This window comes from Megasphaera sp. UBA4233, from assembly GCF_002395615.1.
Lineage (GTDB): Bacteria > Bacillota > Negativicutes > Veillonellales > Megasphaeraceae > Megasphaera > Megasphaera hexanoica.
Map to the genome: position 1 here is coordinate 1 of NZ_DGXL01000010.1, position 24,926 is coordinate 24,926.

Sequence of the window (24,926 nt, forward strand, 5' to 3'; positions counted from 1 at the left end):
TCATGACCGATGCCGATGTCGATGGTGCCCACATCCGTACACTGCTTCTGACATTTTTCTACCGGTTTATGAAACCGCTGATTGAACAGGGCCATGTATATATTGCCCAGCCGCCGTTATACCAGGTACGCAAGGGAAAACAGGTATGGTATCTCTATACGGATGAAGCGATGAATGCCAAGTTGGAAGAATTGGGAAAAGACAGCTCGGTTGTCGTACAGCGGTACAAAGGGTTGGGTGAAATGAATCCGGAACAGCTCTGGGAAACGACGATGGATCCGGCGAATCGCACTATGCTTAAGGTACACCTGGAAGACGCTGTAGAAGCCGATAAGATTTTCTCCGTCCTCATGGGAGATAAGGTGGAACCGCGTCGTAAATTTATTGAAGAAAATGCAAAGAAAGTCCGCAATCTGGATTTGTAAGAGATTTCCTTGAGGGGGGGATGTCTGATGAAACGAATTTGGCATGTAAGTCTTTGCACAGCGCTGTGGTGCGCCTGTACGCTTTCTGTGCTGGCGTCTGGTACGGTGTTGCCGGCTGAGGCGGCACCGTCTGTGGCAGAACAGATACAGCCGGTCGTCATTACCGATCCGGCTGTACATATGAAAAATACAAACAAGTATTATGTTACATCAGGCCGCGTATATAATGCCGTCACAGGAGCTGTTGAGGGAATTTCCCGTGAAAAGACAGGACTCCCACAAGATACGGGACGATACTATTACCGGGTAGAAAAAAATCTTACTGGTGACTATTTCTATAGTGTCAAAGCATATGATACGGACAGTCACATCCTTATAGGCAGTTATTTTGTTGCTAAAGATGATTCCTGTGTCTGGAAATTACAGGATAATGATGATGCCGTACTCATTCTGGGAACGCCGGAAAAGTTGCTCGATAAGGCAGAAGTGACGGTATATCCAGGTAAAATACCGATGGGAAGCTATGGCATCCTGCGCGTCCGCATGCCGGGACGACTGCCCTATGATATCAAAATTACCAGTCTGAATCCTTCTGTAGCCGATATTTCTGAAAAAATGAATATCGTGTCTAAATCGGAAGGGAAGGCAGACCTTGTTATCGATTTACGCATGGGTAACACGGTACGTACCATTACCCGGACCGTTAAAGTCATTGAGCCTGCTGATTCATCGAATCACGATTCCGGACGCAGGCCGATTGGCATCGGTATCGGTGTCGGATGGGGCGGCGGATGGCATCACCATGGCCACGGCGGCATTGGAATCTGGGTATGATAAAAAAAATTGAGACCGCTCATTCAGCGGTCTCTTTTTTTGTTACCAGAATTTTATCGACGCGGAGATTATCCATATCCATGACTTCAAAAGTGAAGTTTTTCCAGCTGCATGTATCCGTTTCAGTAGGGATACGGCCTATTTTATACGTAACGAATCCGGCCAGTGTTTTGTATAGATCGTCTTCTTCTCCGGGAAGGTCTTCATCGAGGTCAAAGAAATCTTTAAATTCTTCGATTGTGAGCAGACCTTCCATGAGCCATTCGCCGGGGCCGCGGCGGATGATGCGGTTGGCTTCTTCCTGCTTTTCCTCTTCACCGGCAGGCATGATTCCCAGTAGTTCTTCCAGAATGTCATGGAGCGTGACGATGCCGCTCAGGCTGCCATATTCATCGAGGACCGCCGCTTCATGGACACCGTGTTCGCGGAAAGTCTGGACGACTTTCATAATATCCATCGATTCGGGAACATAGATAGGCCGGCGCAGGCTGTCCTCCAGAATCTGTATCATCGACGGTGTATGCTGTTTAAGGACGGAAGCGTGATATTTGCCAAAAACATCGGTAATGGATACGACGCCGACAAAATCGTCGAGTGACCCACGTCCTACCGGCATGATCAGATGATGGCAGTCTAACATTTCTCTGATGACCGTTTCTTCCGGATCTTCCAAATCAATCCAGTCCACCTGGGTACGGTTAGTCATGATATCGCTTACATCCATATCGCCGAGACGGAATACGCGGTCTACCAGTTCCGGCTCTTCTTTGGCAAAGGCACCCAGCTCGGCTCCCTGTTCGAGGAGCAGCTTGATTTCGTCTTCTGTGACGGGTTTCTTTTGTGGATGACCGGCCCCCATGAGTTTCATAACGGCTGCCGTCGAAGCAGACAGAAACCATACCAGCGGTGTACAGAGAGAAGAAAAATACAACATGGGGCGGGCCAGAAAACAGGCAATCCGTTCTGGATTATCAATAGCCAGACGTTTAGGAACCAGTTCTCCCAGAATCAATGTCAGATAGGTAATGGCAATGACCAGCGTTGTCAGGCTAACTGAGTAGGCATAAGGAGCTATAGGCGGATAGAGGTCTATGAGAGAATGGGACATGGGCTCTGCCATGGCTGTACCGCCATAGACACCGGTGAGCAGGCTGACCAGAGTCATGCCGAATTGTACGGTAGAAAACATTTTATTCGGGTTTTCCCGCAACCGGATGACAATACGGGCAGAATTGTTTCCTTCCTCTACCAAAGCCTCCAGACGGGCCTGACTACAGCTGACGATGGACATTTCCAGCATAGAAAAAATGCCATTCCCGATGATGAGCAATACGATGACCATAAATTGTTCCCCTAGCGAGACATCCAAATCTGATAGCAACTCCTTTTTAAATTCAAAATATGGGTATTTGATGAGTATTATAACGTGTTTATTCTGTTTAGGCAAGGTGATAGCGGAAACATTCCGTTTCATTATTCTGGTCTATACTGGCAGGCCGGGGCAGACTCTGGTATGATAGAAAAAGAAACATTATTTCAAGGAGGATGATAGGCGATGATTTATACAGGGGATGAAATGGAAAAAAAAGCCGTTCTGGAAACGGCGGCCCGCATGTGTGCAGCAGCCAGGACAGCGCCGAAAACGCGGCATATTGATGGTATCCATACGCTGGTCGTTACGGGAGAAGAAAAGGATGCGCTGGCTGATAAAATGGAAGAAATCGGAAAGAAATATTTTGGTGATTCCTGGCAGCACTGGTATGGACGGGATGCAGGCAATGTACGGCAGGCCGACGCCGTAGTTCTCATCGGTATTGAAAAAAGCTACCGCGGCCTGGCTCACTGTAATTTCTGTGATTTTGGCGATTGCGGCAGCTGCCGGGAAGCCGGTGGCAATTGTGCGTATATCTACGTCGATCTGGGCATTGCCTTGTCTTCCGCTGCGCTGGCGGCACACCGGGAGCTGACCGACAGCCGGATTTATGCGTCTATTGGAAAAGCGGCAGGTGAAATGCCCTATGGTTGTGAATATAAGTGGCTGGGTATTGCCATATCCGTTTCTGGAAAGGATCCCTTTTTTGACCGGTAAAAAGTATAAACTGATAGTTCACATTTTTTCTGTATCTGCTATACTAGATACGGATTGAAATACAGGGAAAGAAGGAAGTATCATGAAGTTTCAGCAGATTTTGAAAAAAGTATGTATTCTCGTTACAGGAGCCGTTATGAGCGCCTCGGTCTGTCTGGCTGCTATACCATATGACCAGGTCCTTGTCGGTGGCATCGGTCCCGGCTCGGCTGTTAGTTATATGAAGAGCCTTTATGGCCAGCCTGATTCAACGAATTTTGATACGCCGACGCAGGCAACCTACACCTATGGCAATTCTTTTGTCGTTACATCGAATCCTTCTGATGTCAGCACTGTTTTTACTGTCCTTTCTTCAGGGCATAATGGACTGAATACGCCGGCTGGTGTCGGCGTCGGTATGGATGAAGCCGTCATTACAGAAAAATACGGCCCCTGCGAAAGAAAAGGGGAAGTCAATGGCGTCACCTACTATCATTACGCTATGGAACCCAATCCGTCCCTGCCCAATGCGTTTGGCGGATATAGTTTCGGTGTAGAAAATGGCAAAATCATTTCTATCTGGGCTGGTGTCGTAGCCGATGACAATGGAGCGGCGGCAGCGGCGGCAGTAGCAGGCGGTACAGCAACTACCGTGGATGGAACAGCACAGGCTTCACAGAATACCTCTACACAGGAACCAGCACCTACACCGGTCGTTGCTCCTGTCAGTCCGGCTGATGCCAAGACGATAGCGGAACATAATGCGCCGGAACAGAAAGAAACGGCTCCGGATACGACATCCAAAGTTACAACAGACAATGGCACGACGGTCACTATAGAAAAGACGGAATAAGATATTTGTATACCGTTGGATATAGTTTCTGTGCATTATAAAAACAGGCTGCTGCATGAAGCAAATACTGCTTTATGCGACAGCCTGTTCTTTATGACCGTAATCCGGGACTTATTCTTCTTTCTGGGAACGAAGGAAGAGCGTACGCAGTTCTTCTGCCGGATCTTTGTGCTGGAAAAGGATATCATAAATAGCCTGTGTAATAGGCAGCTCTACCTGCCATTGAGCCGATAAATCCATGAGTGCTTCACAGGTATATACTCCTTCGGCTAATTTATGAAATGGTTTCTGTAAAATGAAATCTTCACCGAACCGCCGGTTGTTGCTGTGCTGGGAAAAAAGAGTCGCTTCGTAGTCTCCCAGGTGGCTCAGGCCGTATACGGTCATGGCACTGCCTCCCATAGCGGCGACGAGCCGGGATAATTCATGGGTACCTCTGGCCATGAGAGCGCCTTTGAGGCTGCTGTAGTGGAACCCGTCGAGCATGCCGGCAGCGATGCCATAGACATTTTTAGCGGCTGCACCGATTTCCGTGCCTAATAGATCCGTGCCATAATAAAAGCGGATCAGGGGACTGCTAAAAATATCGGCAATGCGCCGTGTCCGTTCTTTATTATCTGATGCCATGACCATGCAATTCGGCATACCGGAAAGGAAATCCTGTACATGACCCGGACCCACCCATACGACAGTACGTGCGTCTTCGCCCAGTTCTTCTTTCATGATTGTAGAAAGTCTCTTACCTGACCCTGTTTCCAATCCTTTCATGCAAAGGACGAAGGGCATGTGGGTCAGGCGCGTAGCCCTGATCTGTTTGGCCAGACTGCGCAGCTGCTGGGCGCTGATACTGATAATGACGATATCGGCACCGGCCAGGGCGGCGGTCAGGTCGGCCGTAAGAGCAATGTCAAGAGGCATATGAAGGTATTCATTCTGACGTTGTGAAATAAGTTCTGCCAGATGGGGAGAACCGGGACGGCCCCAGAGAGTGACATTATGGCCAATGCGGTGAGCATACCAGGCATGAAAAGTTCCCCAGCGGCCACAGCCTAAGACAGTAATATTCATAAAGAGAAAACCTCCGGATGATACAATATTCGACATAACAGGATATATCCCTGTGCTTTTATATTATACCATGAATCATAAGCAGGTTAAAATTAGGCAGGGCATAGGATTCATGATACAATACGTATGTAGACATTTCTGAACGACGAAAGGAGTCCTTATTATGAGTTTACATATTGAAGCCAGAGATGGAGAGATTGCAGACCGTATATTACTTCCCGGAGATCCTTTGCGGGCAAAATATATTGCTGAAACCTTTTTGGAAGGCGCCCGGTGTTTTAACAGGGTGCGAAATATCCTGGGATATACCGGCACCTATAAAGGGCAGCGTGTTTCTGTCATGGGAACGGGTATGGGGATTCCGTCTATTTCTATTTACGTCCATGAACTCCTTGAAAGTTACGGTGTAACGAAATTGATCCGCGTCGGTACATGCGGTGCCATGCGGGAAGATATCCATCTTCGCGATGTTCTCATCGCCCAGGGAGCGACGACGGACTCATCGATTATCCGGAATATCTTTGGCCCGTCTATCAACTATGCTCCTTTGGCTGATTTTGACCTTCTCCGCACAGCCTATGAAAAAGCCAGAGAACATAACCTTTCGGTCCGCGTCGGCAATATCGTCTCCGTAGACCGGTTTTATGATGAAGAAATCGATAATAAAAAACTCACCGATTATGGCATCATGGCCGTAGAAATGGAAACGGCCGCTCTGTATATCATGGCGGCAAAATATAAAGCCCATGCCCTGGGGATTTTTACGGTCAGTGACCATCTCCTGACGGGGGCTGCCTGCACGGCAGAAGAACGGCAGACTTCCTTCAATGACATGATCCGCATTGCCCTCGATACGGCAGTAAGCGAATGAGATGATTAGTTCGGCAGAAGGCAGTGATATGACTATGTTACATGATGACCTGATTTATGAAATCCTTTCTGTGGTCAGCGAAATACCGGAAGGACGGGTCGCTTCTTACGGACAGATTGCACGGCTCATTGGCAGAGATAATAATGCCCGTCTGGTAGGAAAAGTCCTGAGTATGGCGGAATATTATGGCAGATATCCCTGCCATCGGGTTGTCAATAGTGCCGGCAGACTGGCACCTTCTTTTTCATCACAAAGGAAACTTTTGGAGAAAGAAGGCGTTGTATTTAAGAAAAATGGCTGTGTAGATATGAAAATATTTCAATGGAATGAAGGTATGACTTAAAAAGAAAATCACGATATAAAAAAGCGATGTATCTGTCATGATAGCCATTACAGATACATCGCTTTTATCATATCTTCTGTTTTAAAACTTGGCGATGATAGCGTCGCGGTATTCTTCCGTTTTAGCTGTTCCACCCAGGTCAGGAGTAAGGTATTTCCTTTCGGCCAGCACGTCGTCAACGGCACGGCGGATAGCTTTGGCCGTGTCTGTTTCGCCTATGTATTCGAGAAGCATGCAGGCCGACCAGAGAAGGGCTGTCGGATTGGCGATGTGTTTGCCGGCAATATCGGGAGCACTGCCATGGACGGCTTCGAACATGGCATAGTCACTACCGATATTCATGGACGGAAGAAGTCCCAGTCCGCCGATGAGGCCGCTTGTCAGGTCGGAAATGATATCGCCGTATAGATTGGGCATGACCATGACATCGAAATTTTCCGGATGCATGACCAGCTGCATGCACGTGTTATCTACGATTTTGTCATCACTTTCAATCTGGGGATATTCTTTGGCAATTTCGCGGAAAATAGACAGGAACATGCCATCGCTGAGTTTCATGATATTGGCCTTGTGGACACAAGTCACTTTATGGCGGTTGTGGGACAGGGCATATTCAAAAGCGGCGCGGATGATGCGGCTGCTGGCATGACGGGTGATGATTTTGATGGAATGCATTTCATCATCACTTATCTTTTCTTCCACGCCGGCATATAAATCTTCTGTATTTTCACGGAATGTTACCAGATCGACGTTGGGAAATGGTGTCTTGACGGCCGTATTGGATTTTGCCGGACGGATATTGGCAAAAAGATCGTATTTTTTGCGCAGCATGACGTTGATGGAACGGAATCCCGTGCCAATAGGCGTTGTAATTGGTGATTTGAGCAGGATATGCGTCTTTTCAAACGACTGGAATGCGTCATCTGGTACGAGGGCACCGTGCCGTTCGTATTCGGCAGCTCCTACGTTGAAACATTCATATTCCAGCGGTGCCTTGGCAGCTTTCAAGATATCTATGACAGCGTCAGTGATTTCAGGGCCGATGCCATCGCCTTTAAATACAGTAATAGTTTTCATGGTTATCGATCCTCCATAGGAATGTATTCGCGGATTTCGCCGACATACTTGGCAGCCGGGCGGACGATGCGGTCGTCGTACTGTTTGTGTTCGATATTATGAGCCAGCCAGCCGACGAAACGGCTGATGACAAAGAGTGGCGTGTACAAATCACGGGGGATGCCCAAAAGCTGATAGGCAAAGCCGCTGTAGTAATCGACATTGCTGCACATATGGGTCCCTTTTGCTTCGGAAAGAGTCTTTATGGCTACCTTTTCAAAGCGGCGGTAGAAATTGTATATTTCATCCATGCCCTTTTCTTTGGCGACGATGCCGCAGAAGTGACGCATGATTTCCGCACGGGGATCGGAAAGAGTATAGACAGCATGACCAAACCCGTAGACCAGACCGCTGTGATTCTTGAATTTTTTCTGCAGGATTCTATGTACGACATCTTCCATCTGGGCATCGGTCGCTTTGATGCCGATGGCATCAATGATGCGCTCCATCATGATGGAAACTTTGACATTGGCACCGCCGTGACGAGGTCCCTTGAGGGCTGCCACAGAAGCGGCCATGGCAGAATAGATATCTGTATTGGTAGAGGATACGACGAGGTTGGCAAAGGTCGAGTTGGTACCACCGCCGTGATCGGCGTGGAGAAAGAGAAGAATATCGAGAAGATGTGCTTCTTCTTCGGTAAATCTGCCATCCAGGCGGAGCATGGAAAGAATATTCTGAGCCGTCGAGTAATCTTTGCGGGGATAGTGGATGACCAGACTCTGCCTGTTGTAATAGTGTACTTTGGACATATAGGCGTAAACCGCAATAGAGGGCAGTTTACTCATAATATTGAGCCCTTTACGCAAGGTCTGATAGACATCGATATTGTCCGGATCGGGGTCATAATTGTACAATGTGATGAGCGCATGCTGTAATTTATTCATCAGGTTTTTGCCGGGCAGACGCAGGAGATTCATTTCCAGAAATTCGTCAGGCAGGTCGTAGCCGCTCTGCAGGACTTTACAGAATGCATCGAGTTCTTCCCGTGTCGGCAGATAGCCGAAAAGAAGGAGAAAACAAGCCTCTTCATAGAGAAAACCGTGGTAATCTTCCCGTTCGATGAGAGTACGAATATCAATTCCGCGGTAGTACAGGATACCGTCACAATCTATTTTATTGCCATCGGCGTCGCGTTTATAGCCGACGACATCGGCAACCCGGGTCAGACCGACTAATACGCCTGTATGGTCTTCATTACGCAGACCCCGTTTGACGCCAAATTTAGGGAACCAGTCACGCGGAATCTGTGTGTAGTTTTGTGATTTGCCATAAAATTGCGCCAGATAAATATTCTTATCCATGAAATTCCTCTCTTTCCGATACGGTATAAATAACGAAATGAAAATTTTTAAATATTTATCATTTTTTTATATTTATACATTCATAGATTTACTCCGCCAAGCTCTCTGAGAGTATAAGTTATTATAGCATAATTACGGGAAAAGTAAAACGAATGACGAAAATAATTTTCCCATTTCTGACACTAGGCAGGATAAGAATAATTATGATATAATATGGACGTAACGAATAATATTTTCACTATATGAAAATTATTTACGTTAATTTCAATATCAGCAAACACAAACAATTGTACAATAAGGGAGGAATCAAGGCGATGATAAAGCTATTTGACGGTGGTGCCTGGCTCATCCATGGGACAGAAGTCGTTCCGGAACAAGAAGAAAAAAGGGCAGAGACTTTGGCCGGTCATGCTCTTTCTAAAAAAGAAGGAAAGAAAGGGACTATTGCCTATTCTATTTTAAAACAGCATAATACGGCTCCGGATATGGATCATCTGAAAATAAAATTTGATGCCATGGCTTCCCATGACATTACCTTCGTAGGTATTATCCAGACTGCAAAGGCATCGGGCATGACGAAGTTTCCACTGCCGTATGTCATGACCAACTGTCATAATTCCCTCTGTGCAGTCGGTGGCACGATCAATGAAGATGACCATCTCTTTGGACTGTCAGCGGCTAAAAAATACGGTGGAATCTATGTACCGCCCCATATTGCCGTCATCCATCAGTATATGCGGGAAAAAATGGCCGGCTGCGGCCGCATGATCCTGGGCTCAGATAGCCATACCCGGTATGGTGCCCTGGGGACGATGGCTATGGGGGAAGGTGGCGGTGAACTGGTCAAACAGCTTCTCTGTGACACCTATGATATTGCCTATCCCGGTGTCGTCGGCGTATATCTGACGGGCCGTCCCCGTCCCGGCGTAGGGCCCCATGATATTGCGATTGCCATTGTCGGTGCCGTGTTCAAAAACGGCTATGTCAAAAATAAGGTCATGGAATTTGTCGGACCGGGTGTCGCTTCTATGACGACGGATTACCGCAACAGTGTCGATGTCATGACGACAGAAACGACGTGTCTGTCATCCGTATGGCGTACTGACGACGATACGAAAGCCTATCTTACCCAGCATGGGCGTCCCGATGCGTATAAAGAATTAAATCCGTCTGATGTGGCATATTATGATGGGTTTGTCGAAGTAGATCTTTCAACGATCAAACCGATGATTGCCCTTCCATTCCATCCGAGCAATGCCTATGAAATCGACGAATTCAATCAGAATGCCGGTGATATTCTGAGGGAAGCAGAAAAACGGGCACAGGAACTCATCGGAGACAGGGATATTCCCTTCAGTCTGACCGATAAGCTCGTCGATGGCCGGTTGCATGTCCAGCAGGGCGTCATAGCTGGTTGTGCCGGAGGCAACTATGTCAATGTCATGGCAGCAGCTCACATTTTGAAAAACGCGTCGTGTGGCAATGGCGTATTTTCTCTCGATGTGTATCCGTCCAGCCAGCCGGTCTATATGGACCTCGTAAAAAAAGGCGCCGTTTCAGAACTTCTGGCAGCGGGGGCTGTCTTTAAGACAGCGTTCTGCGGTCCCTGCTTTGGCGCAGGCGATACGCCAGCTAATAATACACTCAGTATCCGTCATACGACGCGGAATTTCCCGAACCGTGAAGGCAGTAAGCCAGGTCAGGGACAGTTTTCTGCCGTGGCGCTGATGGATGCCCGTTCTATTGCGGCAACAGCTGCCAATGGCGGTGTCCTCACATCAGCTGAAGTGTATGCTGATGACTATGAAGTACCTCCTTATGACTATGATGACAGTGCCTATGCAGCCCGCGTATACCACGGATTTGGCAAAGCGGAAACCAGTGCAGATCTCATTTATGGCCCGAACATCAAAGACTGGCCGGCTATGGAATCGCTTGCTGATGATATCCTTCTCCGGGTATGTTCCAAAATCACTGATGCGGTCACGACGACAGACGAACTGATTCCGTCTGGCGAAACGAGTTCATACCGTTCCAATCCTCTGGGACTGGCTGAATTTACTTTATCCCGCCGTGATCCGGCATACGTAGGACGGGCCAAAGAGGTCCGGAAACTGGAACTGGCACGTCTTTCCGGACAATGCCCGGCAGGAGTAGATTCTGATATAAAAGCTGTTTATGAAAAAATCGGTCAGCATTTTCCGAAAGCTTCCATGAAGACGACGGAAATCGGCAGTATGATTTACTGTACCCGTCCCGGTGACGGTTCTGCCCGTGAACAGGCAGCCAGCTGCCAGCGCGTCCTCGGAGGACTGGCCAATATCTGTCAGGAATATGCGACAAAACGATATCGTTCCAATGTCATGAACTGGGGTATGCTGCCGTTCCAGATGCGGGGAGAACCGGAATTTGAAGTGGGCGATTACATCTTCATTCCTAATGTACGTCAGGCCCTTTCCGGTGATCTGCAGCATATCAGGGCTTACGTCGTCGGATCGTGGAAAGAGATGGATCTCTACATTGCGCCTATGACGGATACGGAAAAAGAAATCGTCAAAGCCGGATGTCTTATCAATTTCAATCGCAACCGCTGACATATCCATAGTATGTGAGATTATTCCGTAAAATCTGAATCGAGGATTTGATTGCCGTGTTTGGGAGCAATGGCATATTGCTTTTTCCAGGCCCGGTAAAACGTGGAATAATGAGTGAAACCGCAGTCGTAACATACGGTCGTGAGAGCCCGCCCCTCTTCGATGAGGTGGCGGGCTTTTTGCAGCCGTTTCGTCGTTATATATTGGCCGATGGAAAGTCCCGTTTCTTCTTTAAACAGATGCATAATGTAATCCGGACTGAGAAAACAGGCCTGGGCAATAGATGGAATGGTCAGTTTTTCTGTCAGATGGGCGGTTATATAATCCATGACTTGTATGATTTTTTCATTTTTTTTGTTCTGATGGACATAGCCTATTTTCTTTTCGTTGACGGCCTGGGTAAGATATATGAGAAATTCCGTAAATATGGCTTCTTTCAGGATATCACCGGCTGTTCCGCTGACCATCCAGGCCTGGCGGAGCCGGCAGGCTGTACTGTATACGCTGCCTGCTTCCTGATGCTGACGCAGAATCGGTGAAGGTGTCTGAAATACAGGAAGGACGGGAAAACCGCGGCGGGCAAAGGTATCAATAAAGGAAGGAGACAAATAGGCGATGATCCGTTCATAGACGGCATCACCGGCGATGACCGGACGGTGAATCTGACCGGCAGGAATGACGACGACATCGAAGGGCTGCAGTACATACGATGTGCCTTCAATATCATATGTGACATGTCCCTGTAGGAACAGCGTGATTTTATCGAAGTCGTGATAATGGTACGGACAGGTCCAGGCCTTTTTATCGCAGACGTGGAACAACCGGAACTTTTCATGAAGATATCCTGTTTTTTCTGCCATCACTTTCTCCTTTTTTTTAATGAATGTATTTTCTTCGACTAAACAGTATTTGCAATATATATAGCATTATTTACATATACTTGTCACTTTCGGTTATTGTATAATACTAGTTGTGAGATTTCAAGAAAAAGTGAATGTGTCTGTATAGGAATAGATAGAGTTTGGGAGGTATATCCTATGAAATTTGTAAAAATGCACGGCTTAGGCAATGATTTCGTATTTCTGGAAGATAAAAATGGCGCCGATAAAGATTTTTCCGGTCTTGCCAGAAAGATGTGTGCTCCTCATACGGGAATTGGCGCTGATGGCATCATCGTGATCGTTCCCAGCGATATAGCCGATGTACGCATGCGGATCATCAATGCCGATGGCAGTGAAGCGGAAATGTGTGGTAATGGTATCCGCTGCTTTGCCAAATATGTGTATGATCACGGCATTATCCAGAAGAAAGAATTTGCTGTAGAAACACTGGCAGGCATTATGAAACCGAAAGTGACCATAGGAGAAGATGGCAAAGTCAGCCTGGTCACTATCAATATGGGTAAACCGTTTACAGACCGTGCCCAGATTCCTATGGAAGGCCCGGCAGGCCCCGTCATTGATGAACCCGTTGAAATCGATGGCAAAACCTATCATATTACCAGCCTTCTCATGGGCGTACCCCACACGATGACCTACGTCAAAGATGTCGAAGCCGTCAATCTTCCCGAACTGGGGCCTAAATTTGAAACGTACAAAGCTTTTCCCCGTAAGACGAATATGAATTTTGTACAGGTCATTGATGACCATACAATCAAAGTCCATACATGGGAACGCGGCGCTGGCGCTACTCTGGCCTGCGGGACCGGTTCCTGCGCCTGTGCAGTCGGTTCTTTCCTCAATGGCTTTACCGGACGCAGTGTCGATGTCCAGTTATATCTGGGTACGCTTCATATTGAGTACAATGAAGAAGATGGCAACGTATATATGACGGGTCCGGCCGCCGTTACCTTTACCGGTGAATGGCTTGAAGATTAAAAGAGTATAAGAGAAATGAAAGGGCTGTCTTAGGGATAGCTCTTTTTTCGTGTCTCCGGGGCAGGAAATATGCTATACTAGAAAAGAATGCCAGTCAGATTTTACCGATATGGGAAAGGATGTGTGCCTATGAATTATATATGTGCCGATATCCGCACGGATGTGGTTGTTTATAGTCTGTCCGATGAAACGGGACAGATGTCGGAATCCAGGGAAATACCAATAACGGAGGGAGATTGGAAATCGGTAGTACAGGCACTCCATGCTATTGTCCGTTCCTATGACGGGGAAGAAACACTGGGCGGTCTGGCTTTATCCGTTCCCTGTTTGGTCGAACCGGGAGAGGGAATTATTCTTTCGGGAGAAGAAACAGACATAGAACAGGATTACCCACTGGCAGAGTCCATGTCGGCAGCCTGTGGACTTCCCTGCAGCGTGGAAAATACAGTCAAGTGCACGGCTCTGGGGGAATACTGGCTCGGTGCCGGACAGCGGTCTCATCTTCTGTTCTGCCTGAGTATGGGAAATCGCATCAGCGGTGCCGTTGTCATCGATGGATGTGTGCTCCACGGCGCCTCGTTCAGTGCCGGAGAAATCGGCTATATGAAAATCGGTTCATCCGCAACTTTTGGTGAGGCTGCTTCTATACAGGCACTGCTTCAGAACGTCGCTGCAGCCCGTCAGGTTCCGGCAGCATCGCTGGATGAAAAAAAACTATTCCGTCAGGCAAAAAGCGGTGATGTCGTGGCAGTCATGGCAATCCGCCGTCTTATCGATCATATGGCCGCCGGAATTGCCAATATCTGTTATCTTTATAACCCCGATATGGTCATCATCGGTGGCAGTCTGGCTGCTCAGATGCGGTATATCCGCCCTCTTTTGACGGAGGAACTCAAAAAACGTCTCCGGCCAATAGTATATGAGCATACACGCGTCACCTTTGCCCATTTGGGAGAAACGGCAGCTCTGAGTGGCGCTTTATACTGGTTATTACAGAAAGTACGTCATCATGATATATAACGAACCTGTAGAAATTGGATATTTTATCAGCCGTCCCAACCGGTTCATCGCTTTTGTGTCTATTCATGGCAAAGAAGAACGCTGCCACATGCCTAATCCGGGACGGATGTGGGAATTATTGTACCCGGGTACAAAGCTCTATGTCCGGCACAGTGCCAAACCGGAACGGCGGACGGCCTGGGATGTAGTGGGCGTAGAACGAGACGGTGTGCCCATTCTCCTCGACACACAGTACAATAATGATACGGCAGCCCGCCTGATTACCGAAAAAAAGGTTCCAGGATGGGAAGACTGGAACCTTTTGCGCCGGGAAGTAACGGTCGGGGACAGCCGGTTTGACCTGCTCCTGGGCCGGGGGAAAGAATTATTTTATGTAGAAGTTAAATCGTGTACTCTGTTCAGCCGCACGGGAGCCATGTTTCCCGACGCTGTCACGGCGCGGGGGCGCAAGCATATTTTGGAACTGGCATCCATGCATCGTCAGGGTATTCATACAGGACTTTTGTTTCTCGTACACTGGGACCGGGCCCGATGGTTCCTGCCGGATTATCATACGGACCCAGATTTTGCTTCGGCATTCATGGAAGCAGCACCGGAACTGGACTGGAAGGCACTGGCCCTTTCCTGGACTCCGTCCTTTACGGAACCGGTGCCTGTGCGCCTTCTTTCGTATCCTGAAGCGGTACTTGTAAGAGAAAATCATGATAGTGGTGACTATCTCTTTGTCATGCATCTGGAAGAGACGATGGATATAGTCATTGGAGCCAGGGGGAACCTGCACTTTCCAGCTGGATATTATGTCTATACAGGATCGGCCCGGAAACATCTCACAGCCCGGCTGGCCCGTCATACAAGGCGCCGTAAGAATATGCACTGGCACATCGATTACCTGCGCCAGTATGCTGATACGGTTGCAGCTATTCCCATCCGTACATCTCAGGACCTGGAGCATGATCTGGCTCATGCTGTCGATGGCATTGCCGGATGGCGGATAGATGGTTTTGGCTGTACCGATTGTGATTGTGCCAGTCACTTATTCGGTTTTTCAGAGAATCCCATCCACCTGCCTTACTTTATCCAGATTGTCGAAGATTTCCGCATGAATCGTCTCAATCCGGATGTAGATGCCTGTATATAAATTAGAACTATGTTCTAAAAGTATAGAAGCCGTGGCAAAAAAATGCTGGCCACGGCTTTTTTCTATGATATAATGAATACTAATCTGATGTAAACACAAGGGGGTATATATAATATGGAAAGATCGGATGCAATTGCATTACTTCGTAAATATAACGGGGAACCGTTCCATATCATGCACGGCCTGACCGTTGAAGGCGTTATGCGCTGGTATGCCCAGGAACTGGGATATGGTGATGATGTTGATTTCTGGGGTCTCGTAGGCCTTCTCCATGATATTGATTTTGAAAAATATCCGGAACAGCATTGCAAGAAAGCGCCGGAACTCCTGGCTGAAATCCATGCCGATGACAAGCTCATCCACGGCGTCGTCAGTCATGGATACGGCCTGACGGTCGATGTCAAACCGGAACATATGATGGAAAAGGTACTCTATGCTGCGGACGAACTGACAGGCCTTATCTGGGCAGCTGCCAAGATGCGCCCATCGAAAAGCACCAAAGATATGGAAGTCAAGAGCCTGAAAAAGAAATTCAAGGACAAACGGTTTGCCGCCGGTTGCTCCCGGGACGTCATCAAAAACGGTGCAGAAATGCTGGGCTGGGATTTGAATGACCTTTTTGAAAAGACGATTCTGGCTATGCGTTCCTGTGAAGATTCGGCACGGAAAGAATGCCTGGAACTGACAGGAGTAGAAGAATAACTATCGTTTATGAATAGGGAGGAGATTGTCTGATGCCACGGCATCGGCAGTCTCTTTTTTATTCACTGTAATCCGGTACAGGCAGTGTCTTCAGGAAGTAGTATGAAGGCAGGGTTGCCAGTTGTTTGTCTTTTTCACAATCTTCATCAAAAATAGCAAAGAAAGAGGCCCGCACGTTTACGTTTTCCAACACGTTATGGATGGCAATAAAGGTTTTTCCCGTACTCGATACGTCGTCGAGAACCAGGACTTGTTTCCCCGCCATCATCCGGGCTTTATCTTCTGTCAGATAGAGGTGTTCCGGCCTGTTATGCGTACGAGACTGGTAGGTTCCGCTCCAGAAGGGACGCTGCTCTTCATCGGCAGACAAGGATTTACGGAGCATGATGACTTGGCAGCCGTTCATGAAAGCCAGCTGTGTTGCCAGGGTAATGCAGCGGCATTCCGGTGTCACGATGATATCAATATGATTGCTGATATTGTGATTCATGTAACGGTTAGCTTCCACTGCCGCATCGTACATTAAATATGGATTATGTATAAAATCGACTTTTACCAGGCTGATGCCGCCGGCTCCCGGGCAGACGGGCAGCGTATATGCGTGATGATTAAATTCTACTTGATATGTTGATTCTGATGCATAGACCATATTTTATCACCTCCTGGAGAATTCTATATTCAGTATACATTTTTTTTAATAATTATGCCATAGAAATGATAAATTTGTGGCATTTATTTTCTATATGTCCTATAATAAAAATATGCTATGACAATTGCTGGCATAGATGTAATATACTGCTGCGGAAAGGACCGTATGAAACAAAAAAAAATTTTTGGATTTGATTATACAAACAACGAATACATGAAATTGTTCATGTATCTTCTTGTCGGCGGCAGTGCAGCTCTCTTGGAATGGGGCCTTTTTTATTTGATTTTTCAGGTACTGACAGGAGCATCCATGTTTCCTCTGCAGACGCAGAATGTATTGGTGGCGACGACACTGGCTTTTGCCTTTTCGACGTTGTACCATTATATTCTCTGTAACGTCTTCGTGTTCGATAGTGGCAGCCGTTATCAGCGCGGTGCAGAAATTTCTCTCGTATTCCTCGTCAGTGTCATCGGGTTGGGATGGAATCTGCTCCTCATGTGGATTTTTACATCGCCATCTATTTTGGGACTGCCGCCGCTCCCGGCAAAGATCATGGCCAGTGCTATTGTAACCGTATGGAATTATTTGTCACGAAAAAAATGGATTTTCAAATAAAAAGGGGATGGGGTTATGGAAAAAAATCAGCGTGTACTGGATATCCTGAAAGAAATGATTGCCATTGACAGCGAAACGAATACGGAAAAAGAAGTCGATATGGAAAAATATCTGCAGAAAAAACTGTCTTCCATGGGGGAAATCGTAAGAGTCAGCCTCATGCGCGTTCCCAACGATCCGGCCGGCCGGTCTGTCGTCTGCGGGTTTATACCGGGGCGGAAAAAGGATACGGTCATTTTCCTCAATCATCATGATGTCGTCGGTACGGAAGCGTATGGCATTTTGCGGGATGACGCTTTTTCTCCGGAAAAACTTCTGCAGGAACTGATACAGTTCGAAAAAGACGAATCCGTCCTTTCCGATTTAAAGAGCGGAGAATGGATGGTCGGACGCGGTTCCTGCGATATGAAAGGCGGAGCGGCTGCCCAGCTGGCTGTTTTCGAAGAATATGCTGCCCAGGGTGGTGGTGAAGCCGGCCTGCTTTTTGTCTCCCTGCCTGATGAAGAATCATATTCGACGGGAATGCGGACAGCCGTTCCGGTATTGAAAGATCTGCGTGATACGTATGGGCTCATTTACCGCGTTCTCATCAATAGTGAACCTAACGAAAAGAAAAATGGGAAAATCGTGGCATTTACCGGGTCGGTAGGAAAGCTCCTACCTGTCGTCATCGTACAGGGAAAATCGGTCCATGTCGGCAATTATCAGCAGGGAATCAATCCACTGGGGGTATTGTCCCGGATCGTGGCGGAAACGGAAGGTGATGCGTCTCTGGCTGATACTTGTGGTGACGAAATGACGCCGCCGCCAGCCTGGATTTTCCAGCGGGACCGCAAGGATAAATACGATGTATCCCTGCCACAGCGTGCTGCAGGCTGTGCTAATTTCATGACTTATACGAAGACGCCGGAAGATGTCATGTATCTGTTGCGAAATGTGGCGCAAAAAGCCGTTTCCGATGCTTTGAGCCATGTCAGTCCCGCCCTTTCGATGGAAGTCATGACCAGTGCCGAACTACTGAAACAGGCAGAAGATTACCCGGGATTCGATGTATTCTATGAAAATGCCAAAAATAACAGCTTTATCCGATTACAAAAAGGTGAAACGTCTTATGCCCAGGAAACGATACGCCTTCTGGAAGCGGTCCTCGATTTTACCGGCATGAATCAGCCTATGGTCGTCATTGCCTTTGCACCGCCTTATTACCCTGCGGCAGACAGCCTGATTCTTCATGACACGCGGTATGACGGACTTCGGCAGATTATCGGCGAGATGACCGATGTTCGCTATGATCATTATTTTAATGGTGTCTCCGACTGCAGCTACTGCTGTGTCAATCCGGACATGGATGAATCCCTGCTGGAACATAATCTGCCGCTGTGGGGAAAATCCTATGGGTTTGATTTTGGCGCCATGGAAGAAATGCAGATTCCCTTCCTTCTTCTCGGCCCCTGGGGCAAAGACCTGCATGAACGGACTGAACGGGTCAATATAGACAGTGTATCCTCCCGGCTTCCCAATATATTGCGCAAAATTATAAGCTATGTAGGAGAAACGGCAGAATAGAGCAAACTGTAATTCTTTTTTATCGTACTTTCCAGAAAATTGTAACAAAACTGTAACAATCAAGTGGTAGTATAAAGACGTAACAAAGGTCCGTAATGATTTTTTATTAGAAATTGTTATGAATCAATGATGCATTTATTTATGAAAGCGTGGGATACTTATGATGAAAAAGAAAGTATTGACACTCGTTGCTGCTGCAGCGTGCGTATCTTCGTTTGCCTTTGCAACTCCGCAGACACAGTTTGAACAGGGCCAGTGGCAGATTGACCTCGGCGCCTGGAATCCGAAGGCTGAAGTAGATTCTTCCAACTGGGGTGCTAACAGTGGAGATGTAAGCTCTGATTCCAAATGGAATTTCCAGGGCGGCCTTTCTTATGCCTTTACGGACAAACTGGCCTTACAGTATAATTACTATGGCCTGAAAACTGAAGGCAATCATGAAACAGCAGGTTATAAGACAGACGGTGACGAACACGAAGTCAACCTCGTCTATGGCCTCAATAAAAACTTTGCCGTATTCGCCGGCTGGAACCGTATCAATAACGACCTCGGCGGTTGGAGCGACACCAATAACGTAGCTCAGATCGGCCTTATCGCCAAAGCACCGCTTGCCAAGAATTTCGACATCTATGCCAAGGGCGCTCTCGGAACGAAGAGCACATCCATGTGGGAAGCCGGCCTCGGCTACAGCATTACGCCGGACCTCGACATCAGCGCTGGTTACCGTTACCTCAACACGAAACTGGCTGACAAAGGCGAAATCGATCTGAAAGATGATGCCAATATTTCCTATAAAGGCTTCATCGCCGGCTTGTCCTACCGCTTCGGCGGCGGCCACAAAGCAGCTCCTGTAGAAGAAGCACCGGCTCCTGTCTATGAAGCTCCGGCACCGGCTCCTGTAGAAGCTCCGCATGTATACAATGATTACTATCTCGACAGCATCCACTTCGGTTTTGATGAAGATCAGCCGCTGGCTTCCGAACAGGGCAAACTGGACAACTTCGTATCCGTTGCCAAGGCCAACCCGACAGAACAGTTCAAACTGACGGGGAATACAGACTCTAAGGGCAGCGATGCATACAACACGGATCTTTCCAAACGCCGTGTAGATAATGTAGCTCAGTATGCTGTCAATAATGGCGTACCGGCTTCTCAGATGATCCTGGATTACAAATCCTTCCATGATCCTGTATCCAGCAACGACACGGATCAGGGCCGTGCTGACAACCGCCGCGTTGATATCTGGGAACACAAATAAAAATACGATGTACTCAAAAGGCCTGCCTATTGACAGGCCTTTTTTATGCTGATTTTACAATGTAAAAATGCTTGCTATTTTTCCATTTATACGATATAATTACATAGCTAACAGAATAAAAGTACTGGTGCGTGGCAATCCGTCGGGACTTGTGCAATGGAAACCTATGAACCTCGTCAGGTCCGAGAGGAAGCAGCGATAAGTAGTCATTTCCATGTGCCATGAGGCAACCTGACGGGTTGTCATACACGAGTACTTTTCAGTTGGTCAAAGCAGCTATGCCGTTAGCTGCTTTTTTTTACATCTTTCCGAAAGGACTATCATGGCATATATTGCGCTATATCGTAAATGGCGTCCCAAAACCTTTGAAGACGTAGTGGGTCAGCGCCAGATTACGGAAACTCTGCAAAAAGCAATAGATACGGATAAAGTAGCTCATGCCTACCTGTTTTCCGGTCCCCGTGGCACAGGTAAGACCAGTACGGCTAAAATCTTTGCCAGGGCCATGAATTGTGTCCATGGGCCGACGTCCCACCCATGCAATACGTGCGATGTATGCCGCCATATCCTTGCCGGGGAATCCCTCGATGTCATAGAAATCGACGCGGCATCCAATCGCAGTATTGAAGATATACGGAATTTGCGGGAAACGATTAAATTTATGCCGGCTGAAGGACGCAAAAAGATTTACATTATTGATGAAGTGCACATGCTGACGACAGAAGCCTTCAATGCGCTTCTAAAGACACTGGAAGAACCGCCGGCCCATGTGATCTTTATCCTGGCCACGACAGAACCGGAAAAAATTCCGATGACCATCTTGTCCCGCTGTCAGCGTTATGAATTTCGCCGCATTACCAGTCAGGATATAGCAGAACGGATTCTTTATATAGCCGATAAAGAGCATATTGATATTAGCAAGGGAGCTGCCCATATCCTTTCCGTGCAGGCAGACGGTGGCATGCGCGATGCTCTGAGTCTTCTGGACCAGTGTGTCAGCAATGCTGATGGGACTATCGATGAAACCCTGGTCCGGAATCTTCTGGGGCTGGTTGGCCGGGACTGGTTGTTTTCCCTGGCCGATGCCGTATTTTCCCATAAGGGAGATGTCATCATCAGTGCCGTCGATGATATTGTCCGCATGGGAAAAGAACCCCGGGTCATACTGACTGAATTATTGGAACATCTGCGGGCGCTCATGCTGTATCAGGCAGCGCCTGAATCAGATACACTTTCGGCATATGCCGATTCGATGAAAGAACTGGCAGAACAGGCAGGACGCGTCGAACCGGGACAGGTTTTCCGCATTCTCGGAGTGCTTCAGGAAGCACTTATGACGGCAAAAAATTCGCCGGCACCGCGTGTTGCCGTGGAAATGGGGCTGCTCATGGCCAGCCAGGGAGGAAGCACCAGTACTCATGCCGTATCGGATACCTCGGCAGGTGCGGCGCAGATCCAGGCACTGACCGACCGGGTGACGCGGCTGGAACAAGCCTTATGCCAGATCAGGGTGCCAGCGGGAAGTACTAAAAAAGAAAGAGAAGAAATTCCCCTGCCAGACGATGAATTTTCTCATTCCGGGGATTTGCCAGACGAACCGTATGACGATGCCGGATTTTTCAGGACGCCTCCTGCAGGCGTATCATCTGTTCCGCCTATACAGGACAAGGAACCGCCACCGGCGTCCGTACAGCCCGTATCCAGAGATATTCCGGCAGCACAGGCTTCTTCTGCCAGTGCATCGCCATCGCCTGTTCCCATACCAGAAACGGCTTCGTCCCATTCGCTGCCGGTGCCGGAAAATTATGATGCCGTCTGGAAACAGGTTTGTCAGATATTGGAAAAAAAGAAAAAAATGCAGGTCGTATCGTGTATACGCCTGGGCAGGGTCCTATATATTGGAGAAACAGAAGTCATCCTGGTATTAAAATCGGCCTTTATGGTAAAGCGGGCCAACCGGGAAGATTATTATAAATACGTTGATGAAGCTCTGGCCGGTATTTTGGGCAAGGGCTATCACATGAGAGCCTATCAGGAAGGAGATCCCGAACTGGAAGGCTACGAAAAAAAAAACAGTGAAATCACGGTGACCCGATCTCCCGCTTCTCCGGAAAAAACAGAATCCGATACAGTATCTGTATCGGAAGAAGATGCGGTCATGACATCTGTGGCTCCCGGGGATATCCCTGCGGCAGCGCGTCAGGTTTTGAACCCACTGCTCGAGAAGCTGGGAGACTGTCATATATATGTAGAAACTAAAAAATAATCAGAAAATCAGGAGGATATGAATATGTTTGGTGGAAATATGCAAGGCATGATGAAGAAAGTACAGAAGATGCAGAAAGACATGAAAAAACTGCAGGAAGAACTGAAACAACGTACCGTGGAAGTGACGGTTGGCGGCGGTGCCCTGACCATTGTCATGAACGGGGAAAAGAATGTGGAAAGTGTCAAAATCAATGATAAAAATGTTATTGATCCGGAAGACACGGAAATGCTGGAAGATCTCATTGTCGCCGGCGTCAATGAAGCCAGTAAAAAAGTCGATGATCTCATGGCTCAGGAAATGAGCAAAATAACGGGCGGCATGAAGCTGCCGGGCATGTTCTGATGGATACGCCTCTGGACCGGCTGACAGAACAATTCCGCCGTCTGCCCGGTATCGGCATCAAGACAGCGCGCAAGCTGGCTTATTATATGGTACAGCAGCCGGAAGAAAGCGTGGATGCCTTTATCGGAGCTATCCGTGATGCTAAATCGCAGATGCATTTTTGTTCAGTCTGCTTCAATTTATCGAGCACCGATCCCTGCCCTATCTGCAGTGATCCCCGGCGCGATCACTCCATTATCTGCGTCGTCGAAACGCCGCAGGATGTGCTGGCTATCGAACGCAGCGGTGATTATCACGGCCTTTACCACGTCCTGCACGGTGCACTGTCGCCCCTCGACGGGGTGGGGGTCGATGATTTGCGGATCAAAGAACTCCTGCAGCGCCTGCAGGATACAGAAGTCAAGGAAGTCATCCTGGCAACGGATCCGGACGTAGAAGGGGAAGCGACGGCCCTGTATCTGGCACGCCTGCTGAAGACGGCAGGCATCCGGGTTACCCGTATTGCCCGGGGCCTTCCCATGGGCGGAGATATTGAATATGCTGATGAGGCTACTCTGGCCGGTGCCGTAGCTAATCGGCAGGAAATGTGAGGACTTTATGGATTTCTACGGCATTGGCATCGGTATCGTCATTCTCGTGCTGGTGCATAAACTGATTCTGGCACCGCTTCGCCATCTTCTGGGAAACGTCGTTATCGGATTGCTGCTCTTATATGGGGTCAACCATTTCGGCTATCTCCTGGGCCTGGCTCATGTGCCTATTACTCTCATAACGGGAATTCTGGTCGGTATTTTCGGCCTGCCCGCCGTAGCTGTTCTTACGTTGTTCTATACGTTTTTCTGAAATTCCGAAAGAAGGAAATATGGTGCGAATCAAAAAATGGGCAGCAGCAGCCCTTGCTGCCGTCTTCGCTGCCGCAATCCTTTCTGGTTGTGGCAACAGCGTGACTACGAAAACGGAAAGTGTAACGAAATCGGAACATCCTGTGGCCCTGACACTCGATGCAAATATTACGGCCCTGCACATGACCAATGTAGTGCCTAAGCTTTCGGGCAAACTCGTCTCGACGCCCCTTACGGTAGGACAGGAGGTCAAAGCTGGCGAAGTAGTCGTACAGGTCGATTCGGCTCCATACCAACAGAGCGTCAGTGATGCCGAAGCACAGCTGGTAGCAGCGTCTTCTGCTGCCGCAGCGACTCCGGTATATCAGGCTCCGGCTGCCAGCAGTGGAGGTGACAGTGGCCAGCGGGCAAAGCTCGATGTCTGGTATAATGAAGGAGCTATTTCCAAAGTCGAATACAACCAGATGATGGCCCGTACGGCTCCTCCGGTTCAGTCTGCTCCTGTTCAGGAAGCCGCGCCGGCTGTCGATTCGGGGCGCATTGCCCAGCTGCAGCAGGCTGTCCAATCGGCCAGGGAAATGCTGAGTAACGCTACGATTTATTCGCCTATTGACGGGCGTGTCACCTCTGTAGCCGATAATCCGTCTGTTGCCGTTGCCGGCAATGTCCTGGCCACGATTCAGCAGATGACGCCGTTGGTAGCGACGTTTGCCGTACCGGAAGATTATATAGAGGCACTGCAGACTGCCAAGAGTAATGGCACCATCAAGGTATCTATCATTGCTCCGTCTGGCGAGTCGGAAACAGGTGAGCTGACCTATCTTTCTGAAGTGAAGGATCCGGCAACGGGCTCCTATATGGCCAAGATTACATTTAATAACGACAAGAATCTGTTCGTGCCCGGCGAATTTTATCATGTCCGCCTTTCGACACCACAGGAAGTATCCCAGATTACTGTACCCAAAACAGCTGTCAAGACGAAAGACAGTGGAGATTTTGTCTATATCGTTAATGACAAGGGGCTGGCCGATGCCAGGTCTGTCCTGACGGGGGATGAAGAAGCCGGACGGGTAGTCATCCTGAACGGCCTTAGTGAAGGAGAAAAGGTAGTCATTGATCCGCCCGATTCACTGGAAATCGGTATGAAAGTCAATACGTAGGAAGAAAGCAGG

At 48.2% G+C, this 24,926-nt stretch carries 24 protein-coding genes, 1 other RNA gene and 1 pseudogene; 20 read left to right on the forward strand and 6 right to left on the reverse strand.

Annotated features, from left to right (window positions below; all coding sequences use genetic code 11):
• Together B2U90_RS02055 and B2U90_RS02060 are read left to right on the forward strand one after the other, a co-directional pair.
• Positions 1-425: pseudogene (locus tag B2U90_RS02055) on the forward strand (DNA topoisomerase IV subunit B); the annotation flags it as partial.
• A 27-nt stretch (positions 426-452) separates the two neighbouring features.
• On the forward strand, positions 453-1,259 hold the full coding sequence (locus B2U90_RS02060) for a hypothetical protein (RefSeq protein ID WP_292016986.1): 807 nt from the start codon (positions 453-455) through the stop codon (positions 1,257-1,259).
• A gap of 19 nt (positions 1,260-1,278) precedes the next feature.
• Here the strand turns inward: B2U90_RS02060 and B2U90_RS02065 are convergent, their stop codons facing one another.
• Complete coding sequence (locus tag B2U90_RS02065; RefSeq protein ID WP_292016987.1) at positions 1,279-2,601, reverse strand: hemolysin family protein; 1,323 nt, start codon at positions 2,599-2,601, stop codon at positions 1,279-1,281.
• A 213-nt stretch (positions 2,602-2,814) separates the two neighbouring features.
• Between B2U90_RS02065 and B2U90_RS02070 the strand changes: the two genes are divergently transcribed.
• Positions 2,815-3,348, forward strand: coding sequence for a DUF2148 domain-containing protein (locus B2U90_RS02070; protein ID WP_150824823.1), 534 nt, complete (start codon positions 2,815-2,817; stop codon positions 3,346-3,348).
• A gap of 82 nt (positions 3,349-3,430) precedes the next feature.
• Complete coding sequence (locus B2U90_RS02075; protein ID WP_059076217.1) at positions 3,431-4,180, forward strand: hypothetical protein; 750 nt, start codon at positions 3,431-3,433, stop codon at positions 4,178-4,180.
• Positions 4,181-4,291: 111 nt separating this feature from the next.
• On the opposite strand, the gene B2U90_RS02080 is transcribed toward B2U90_RS02075, so the two are convergent.
• Complete coding sequence (locus B2U90_RS02080) at positions 4,292-5,248, reverse strand: NAD(P)H-dependent glycerol-3-phosphate dehydrogenase (protein WP_059076216.1); 957 nt, start codon at positions 5,246-5,248, stop codon at positions 4,292-4,294.
• A 163-nt stretch (positions 5,249-5,411) separates the two neighbouring features.
• Here B2U90_RS02080 and deoD point away from each other — a divergent pair, with 163 nt between their 5' ends.
• Both deoD and B2U90_RS02090 read left to right on the forward strand, forming a co-directional pair.
• Complete coding sequence (gene deoD, locus B2U90_RS02085) at positions 5,412-6,119, forward strand: purine-nucleoside phosphorylase (RefSeq protein WP_292016988.1); 708 nt, start codon at positions 5,412-5,414, stop codon at positions 6,117-6,119.
• Positions 6,120-6,147: 28 nt separating this feature from the next.
• Positions 6,148-6,462, forward strand: coding sequence for an MGMT family protein (locus B2U90_RS02090; protein WP_236699646.1), 315 nt, complete (start codon positions 6,148-6,150; stop codon positions 6,460-6,462).
• Between the two features lie 81 nt (positions 6,463-6,543).
• Here B2U90_RS02090 and B2U90_RS02095 read toward each other — a convergent pair whose 3' ends face one another.
• Entirely contained in the window at positions 6,544-7,539 is a 996-nt protein-coding gene (locus tag B2U90_RS02095) for an isocitrate/isopropylmalate dehydrogenase family protein (RefSeq protein WP_292016989.1), read from the reverse strand.
• A 2-nt stretch (positions 7,540-7,541) separates the two neighbouring features.
• Entirely contained in the window at positions 7,542-8,882 is a 1,341-nt protein-coding gene (locus B2U90_RS02100; protein ID WP_292016990.1) for a citrate synthase, read from the reverse strand.
• Positions 8,883-9,196: 314 nt separating this feature from the next.
• On the opposite strand from B2U90_RS02100, the gene B2U90_RS02105 reads away from it, so the two are divergent.
• Complete coding sequence (locus B2U90_RS02105) at positions 9,197-11,476, forward strand: hydratase (protein WP_292016991.1); 2,280 nt, start codon at positions 9,197-9,199, stop codon at positions 11,474-11,476.
• A 20-nt stretch (positions 11,477-11,496) separates the two neighbouring features.
• Here the strand turns inward: B2U90_RS02105 and B2U90_RS02110 are convergent, their stop codons facing one another.
• Positions 11,497-12,336 carry an AraC family transcriptional regulator gene (locus B2U90_RS02110; RefSeq protein ID WP_292016992.1) on the reverse strand — a complete coding sequence of 280 codons (840 nt, stop codon included), beginning with the start codon at positions 12,334-12,336 and terminating at the stop codon, positions 11,497-11,499.
• A 177-nt stretch (positions 12,337-12,513) separates the two neighbouring features.
• Here B2U90_RS02110 and dapF point away from each other — a divergent pair, with 177 nt between their 5' ends.
• From dapF to B2U90_RS02130, 4 genes are all read left to right on the forward strand, one after another.
• Positions 12,514-13,353 carry a diaminopimelate epimerase gene (gene dapF / locus B2U90_RS02115; protein WP_170087349.1) on the forward strand — a complete coding sequence of 280 codons (840 nt, stop codon included), beginning with the start codon at positions 12,514-12,516 and terminating at the stop codon, positions 13,351-13,353.
• Positions 13,354-13,482: 129 nt separating this feature from the next.
• Complete coding sequence (locus tag B2U90_RS02120; RefSeq protein WP_292016993.1) at positions 13,483-14,373, forward strand: ROK family protein; 891 nt, start codon at positions 13,483-13,485, stop codon at positions 14,371-14,373.
• Positions 14,363-15,511: a DNA/RNA nuclease SfsA gene (gene sfsA, locus B2U90_RS02125; protein ID WP_292016994.1), complete on the forward strand. Its 1,149-nt coding sequence runs from the start codon at positions 14,363-14,365 to the stop codon at positions 15,509-15,511. Before B2U90_RS02120 ends, sfsA begins: the two co-directional genes overlap by 11 nt.
• 114 nt (positions 15,512-15,625) lie before the next feature.
• Positions 15,626-16,213 (forward strand): hypothetical protein, encoded by a 588-nt coding sequence (locus tag B2U90_RS02130; protein WP_059076207.1) that lies wholly within the window; start codon positions 15,626-15,628, stop codon positions 16,211-16,213.
• A 58-nt stretch (positions 16,214-16,271) separates the two neighbouring features.
• Here the strand turns inward: B2U90_RS02130 and B2U90_RS02135 are convergent, their stop codons facing one another.
• Positions 16,272-16,862 (reverse strand): phosphoribosyltransferase family protein, encoded by a 591-nt coding sequence (locus B2U90_RS02135; RefSeq protein ID WP_059076206.1) that lies wholly within the window; start codon positions 16,860-16,862, stop codon positions 16,272-16,274.
• A gap of 165 nt (positions 16,863-17,027) precedes the next feature.
• Between B2U90_RS02135 and B2U90_RS02140 the strand changes: the two genes are divergently transcribed.
• The 9 genes from B2U90_RS02140 to B2U90_RS02180 all read left to right on the forward strand — a co-directional run bounded on the left by B2U90_RS02140 (position 17,028) and on the right by B2U90_RS02180 (position 24,914).
• A complete protein-coding gene (locus B2U90_RS02140; RefSeq protein ID WP_059076205.1) occupies positions 17,028-17,477 on the forward strand; it encodes a GtrA family protein in 450 nt (149 codons plus the stop codon).
• Positions 17,478-17,492: 15 nt separating this feature from the next.
• A complete protein-coding gene (locus B2U90_RS02145) occupies positions 17,493-19,043 on the forward strand; it encodes a M20/M25/M40 family metallo-hydrolase (RefSeq protein ID WP_113855135.1) in 1,551 nt (516 codons plus the stop codon).
• A gap of 160 nt (positions 19,044-19,203) precedes the next feature.
• The gene (locus B2U90_RS02150) at positions 19,204-20,301 is read left to right on the forward strand and encodes an OmpA family protein (RefSeq protein ID WP_292016995.1); all 1,098 of its coding nucleotides are present in this window, start codon (positions 19,204-19,206) and stop codon (positions 20,299-20,301) included.
• Positions 20,302-20,353: 52 nt separating this feature from the next.
• Positions 20,354-20,573: signal recognition particle sRNA large type (gene ffs, locus B2U90_RS12595), an RNA gene on the forward strand.
• A gap of 50 nt (positions 20,574-20,623) precedes the next feature.
• A complete protein-coding gene (dnaX, locus tag B2U90_RS02160) occupies positions 20,624-22,567 on the forward strand; it encodes a DNA polymerase III subunit gamma/tau (protein ID WP_292016996.1) in 1,944 nt (647 codons plus the stop codon).
• Positions 22,568-22,591: 24 nt separating this feature from the next.
• Positions 22,592-22,912 (forward strand): YbaB/EbfC family nucleoid-associated protein, encoded by a 321-nt coding sequence (locus B2U90_RS02165; protein ID WP_059076201.1) that lies wholly within the window; start codon positions 22,592-22,594, stop codon positions 22,910-22,912.
• On the forward strand, positions 22,912-23,502 hold the full coding sequence (gene recR, locus B2U90_RS02170; RefSeq protein ID WP_059076200.1) for a recombination mediator RecR: 591 nt from the start codon (positions 22,912-22,914) through the stop codon (positions 23,500-23,502). Before B2U90_RS02165 ends, recR begins: the two co-directional genes overlap by 1 nt.
• A 7-nt stretch (positions 23,503-23,509) precedes the next feature.
• The gene (locus B2U90_RS02175; protein WP_059076199.1) at positions 23,510-23,755 is read left to right on the forward strand and encodes a pro-sigmaK processing inhibitor BofA family protein; all 246 of its coding nucleotides are present in this window, start codon (positions 23,510-23,512) and stop codon (positions 23,753-23,755) included.
• Between the two features lie 19 nt (positions 23,756-23,774).
• Complete coding sequence (locus B2U90_RS02180; RefSeq protein ID WP_292016997.1) at positions 23,775-24,914, forward strand: efflux RND transporter periplasmic adaptor subunit; 1,140 nt, start codon at positions 23,775-23,777, stop codon at positions 24,912-24,914.
• The last annotated feature ends 12 nt before the right edge of the window (positions 24,915-24,926 follow it).

What these genes read in the sequence shown, in the direction of transcription:
- B2U90_RS02110 (WP_292016992.1), bottom strand. Translation starts at nt 12,336, where the DNA reads ATGGCAGAAAAAACAGGATATCTTCATGAAAAGTTCCGGTTGTTCCAC.
- recR (WP_059076200.1), top strand. Translation starts at nt 22,912, where the DNA reads ATGGATACGCCTCTGGACCGGCTGACAGAACAATTCCGCCGTCTGCCC.
- B2U90_RS02120 (WP_292016993.1), top strand. Translation starts at nt 13,483, where the DNA reads ATGAATTATATATGTGCCGATATCCGCACGGATGTGGTTGTTTATAGT.
- B2U90_RS02135 (WP_059076206.1), bottom strand. Translation starts at nt 16,862, where the DNA reads ATGGTCTATGCATCAGAATCAACATATCAAGTAGAATTTAATCATCAC.
- B2U90_RS02060 (WP_292016986.1), top strand. Translation starts at nt 453, where the DNA reads ATGAAACGAATTTGGCATGTAAGTCTTTGCACAGCGCTGTGGTGCGCC.
- B2U90_RS02180 (WP_292016997.1), top strand. Translation starts at nt 23,775, where the DNA reads ATGGTGCGAATCAAAAAATGGGCAGCAGCAGCCCTTGCTGCCGTCTTC.
- B2U90_RS02095 (WP_292016989.1), bottom strand. Translation starts at nt 7,539, where the DNA reads ATGAAAACTATTACTGTATTTAAAGGCGATGGCATCGGCCCTGAAATC.
- B2U90_RS02075 (WP_059076217.1), top strand. Translation starts at nt 3,431, where the DNA reads ATGAAGTTTCAGCAGATTTTGAAAAAAGTATGTATTCTCGTTACAGGA.
- dapF (WP_170087349.1), top strand. Translation starts at nt 12,514, where the DNA reads ATGAAATTTGTAAAAATGCACGGCTTAGGCAATGATTTCGTATTTCTG.
- deoD (WP_292016988.1), top strand. Translation starts at nt 5,412, where the DNA reads ATGAGTTTACATATTGAAGCCAGAGATGGAGAGATTGCAGACCGTATA.
- dnaX (WP_292016996.1), top strand. Translation starts at nt 20,624, where the DNA reads ATGGCATATATTGCGCTATATCGTAAATGGCGTCCCAAAACCTTTGAA.
- B2U90_RS02175 (WP_059076199.1), top strand. Translation starts at nt 23,510, where the DNA reads ATGGATTTCTACGGCATTGGCATCGGTATCGTCATTCTCGTGCTGGTG.
- B2U90_RS02105 (WP_292016991.1), top strand. Translation starts at nt 9,197, where the DNA reads ATGATAAAGCTATTTGACGGTGGTGCCTGGCTCATCCATGGGACAGAA.
- B2U90_RS02100 (WP_292016990.1), bottom strand. Translation starts at nt 8,882, where the DNA reads ATGGATAAGAATATTTATCTGGCGCAATTTTATGGCAAATCACAAAAC.
- B2U90_RS02070 (WP_150824823.1), top strand. Translation starts at nt 2,815, where the DNA reads ATGATTTATACAGGGGATGAAATGGAAAAAAAAGCCGTTCTGGAAACG.
- B2U90_RS02080 (WP_059076216.1), bottom strand. Translation starts at nt 5,248, where the DNA reads ATGAATATTACTGTCTTAGGCTGTGGCCGCTGGGGAACTTTTCATGCC.
- B2U90_RS02165 (WP_059076201.1), top strand. Translation starts at nt 22,592, where the DNA reads ATGTTTGGTGGAAATATGCAAGGCATGATGAAGAAAGTACAGAAGATG.
- B2U90_RS02130 (WP_059076207.1), top strand. Translation starts at nt 15,626, where the DNA reads ATGGAAAGATCGGATGCAATTGCATTACTTCGTAAATATAACGGGGAA.
- B2U90_RS02145 (WP_113855135.1), top strand. Translation starts at nt 17,493, where the DNA reads ATGGAAAAAAATCAGCGTGTACTGGATATCCTGAAAGAAATGATTGCC.
- B2U90_RS02150 (WP_292016995.1), top strand. Translation starts at nt 19,204, where the DNA reads ATGATGAAAAAGAAAGTATTGACACTCGTTGCTGCTGCAGCGTGCGTA.
- B2U90_RS02140 (WP_059076205.1), top strand. Translation starts at nt 17,028, where the DNA reads ATGAAACAAAAAAAAATTTTTGGATTTGATTATACAAACAACGAATAC.
- B2U90_RS02090 (WP_236699646.1), top strand. Translation starts at nt 6,148, where the DNA reads ATGACTATGTTACATGATGACCTGATTTATGAAATCCTTTCTGTGGTC.
- sfsA (WP_292016994.1), top strand. Translation starts at nt 14,363, where the DNA reads ATGATATATAACGAACCTGTAGAAATTGGATATTTTATCAGCCGTCCC.
- B2U90_RS02065 (WP_292016987.1), bottom strand. Translation starts at nt 2,601, where the DNA reads ATGGTCATCGTATTGCTCATCATCGGGAATGGCATTTTTTCTATGCTG.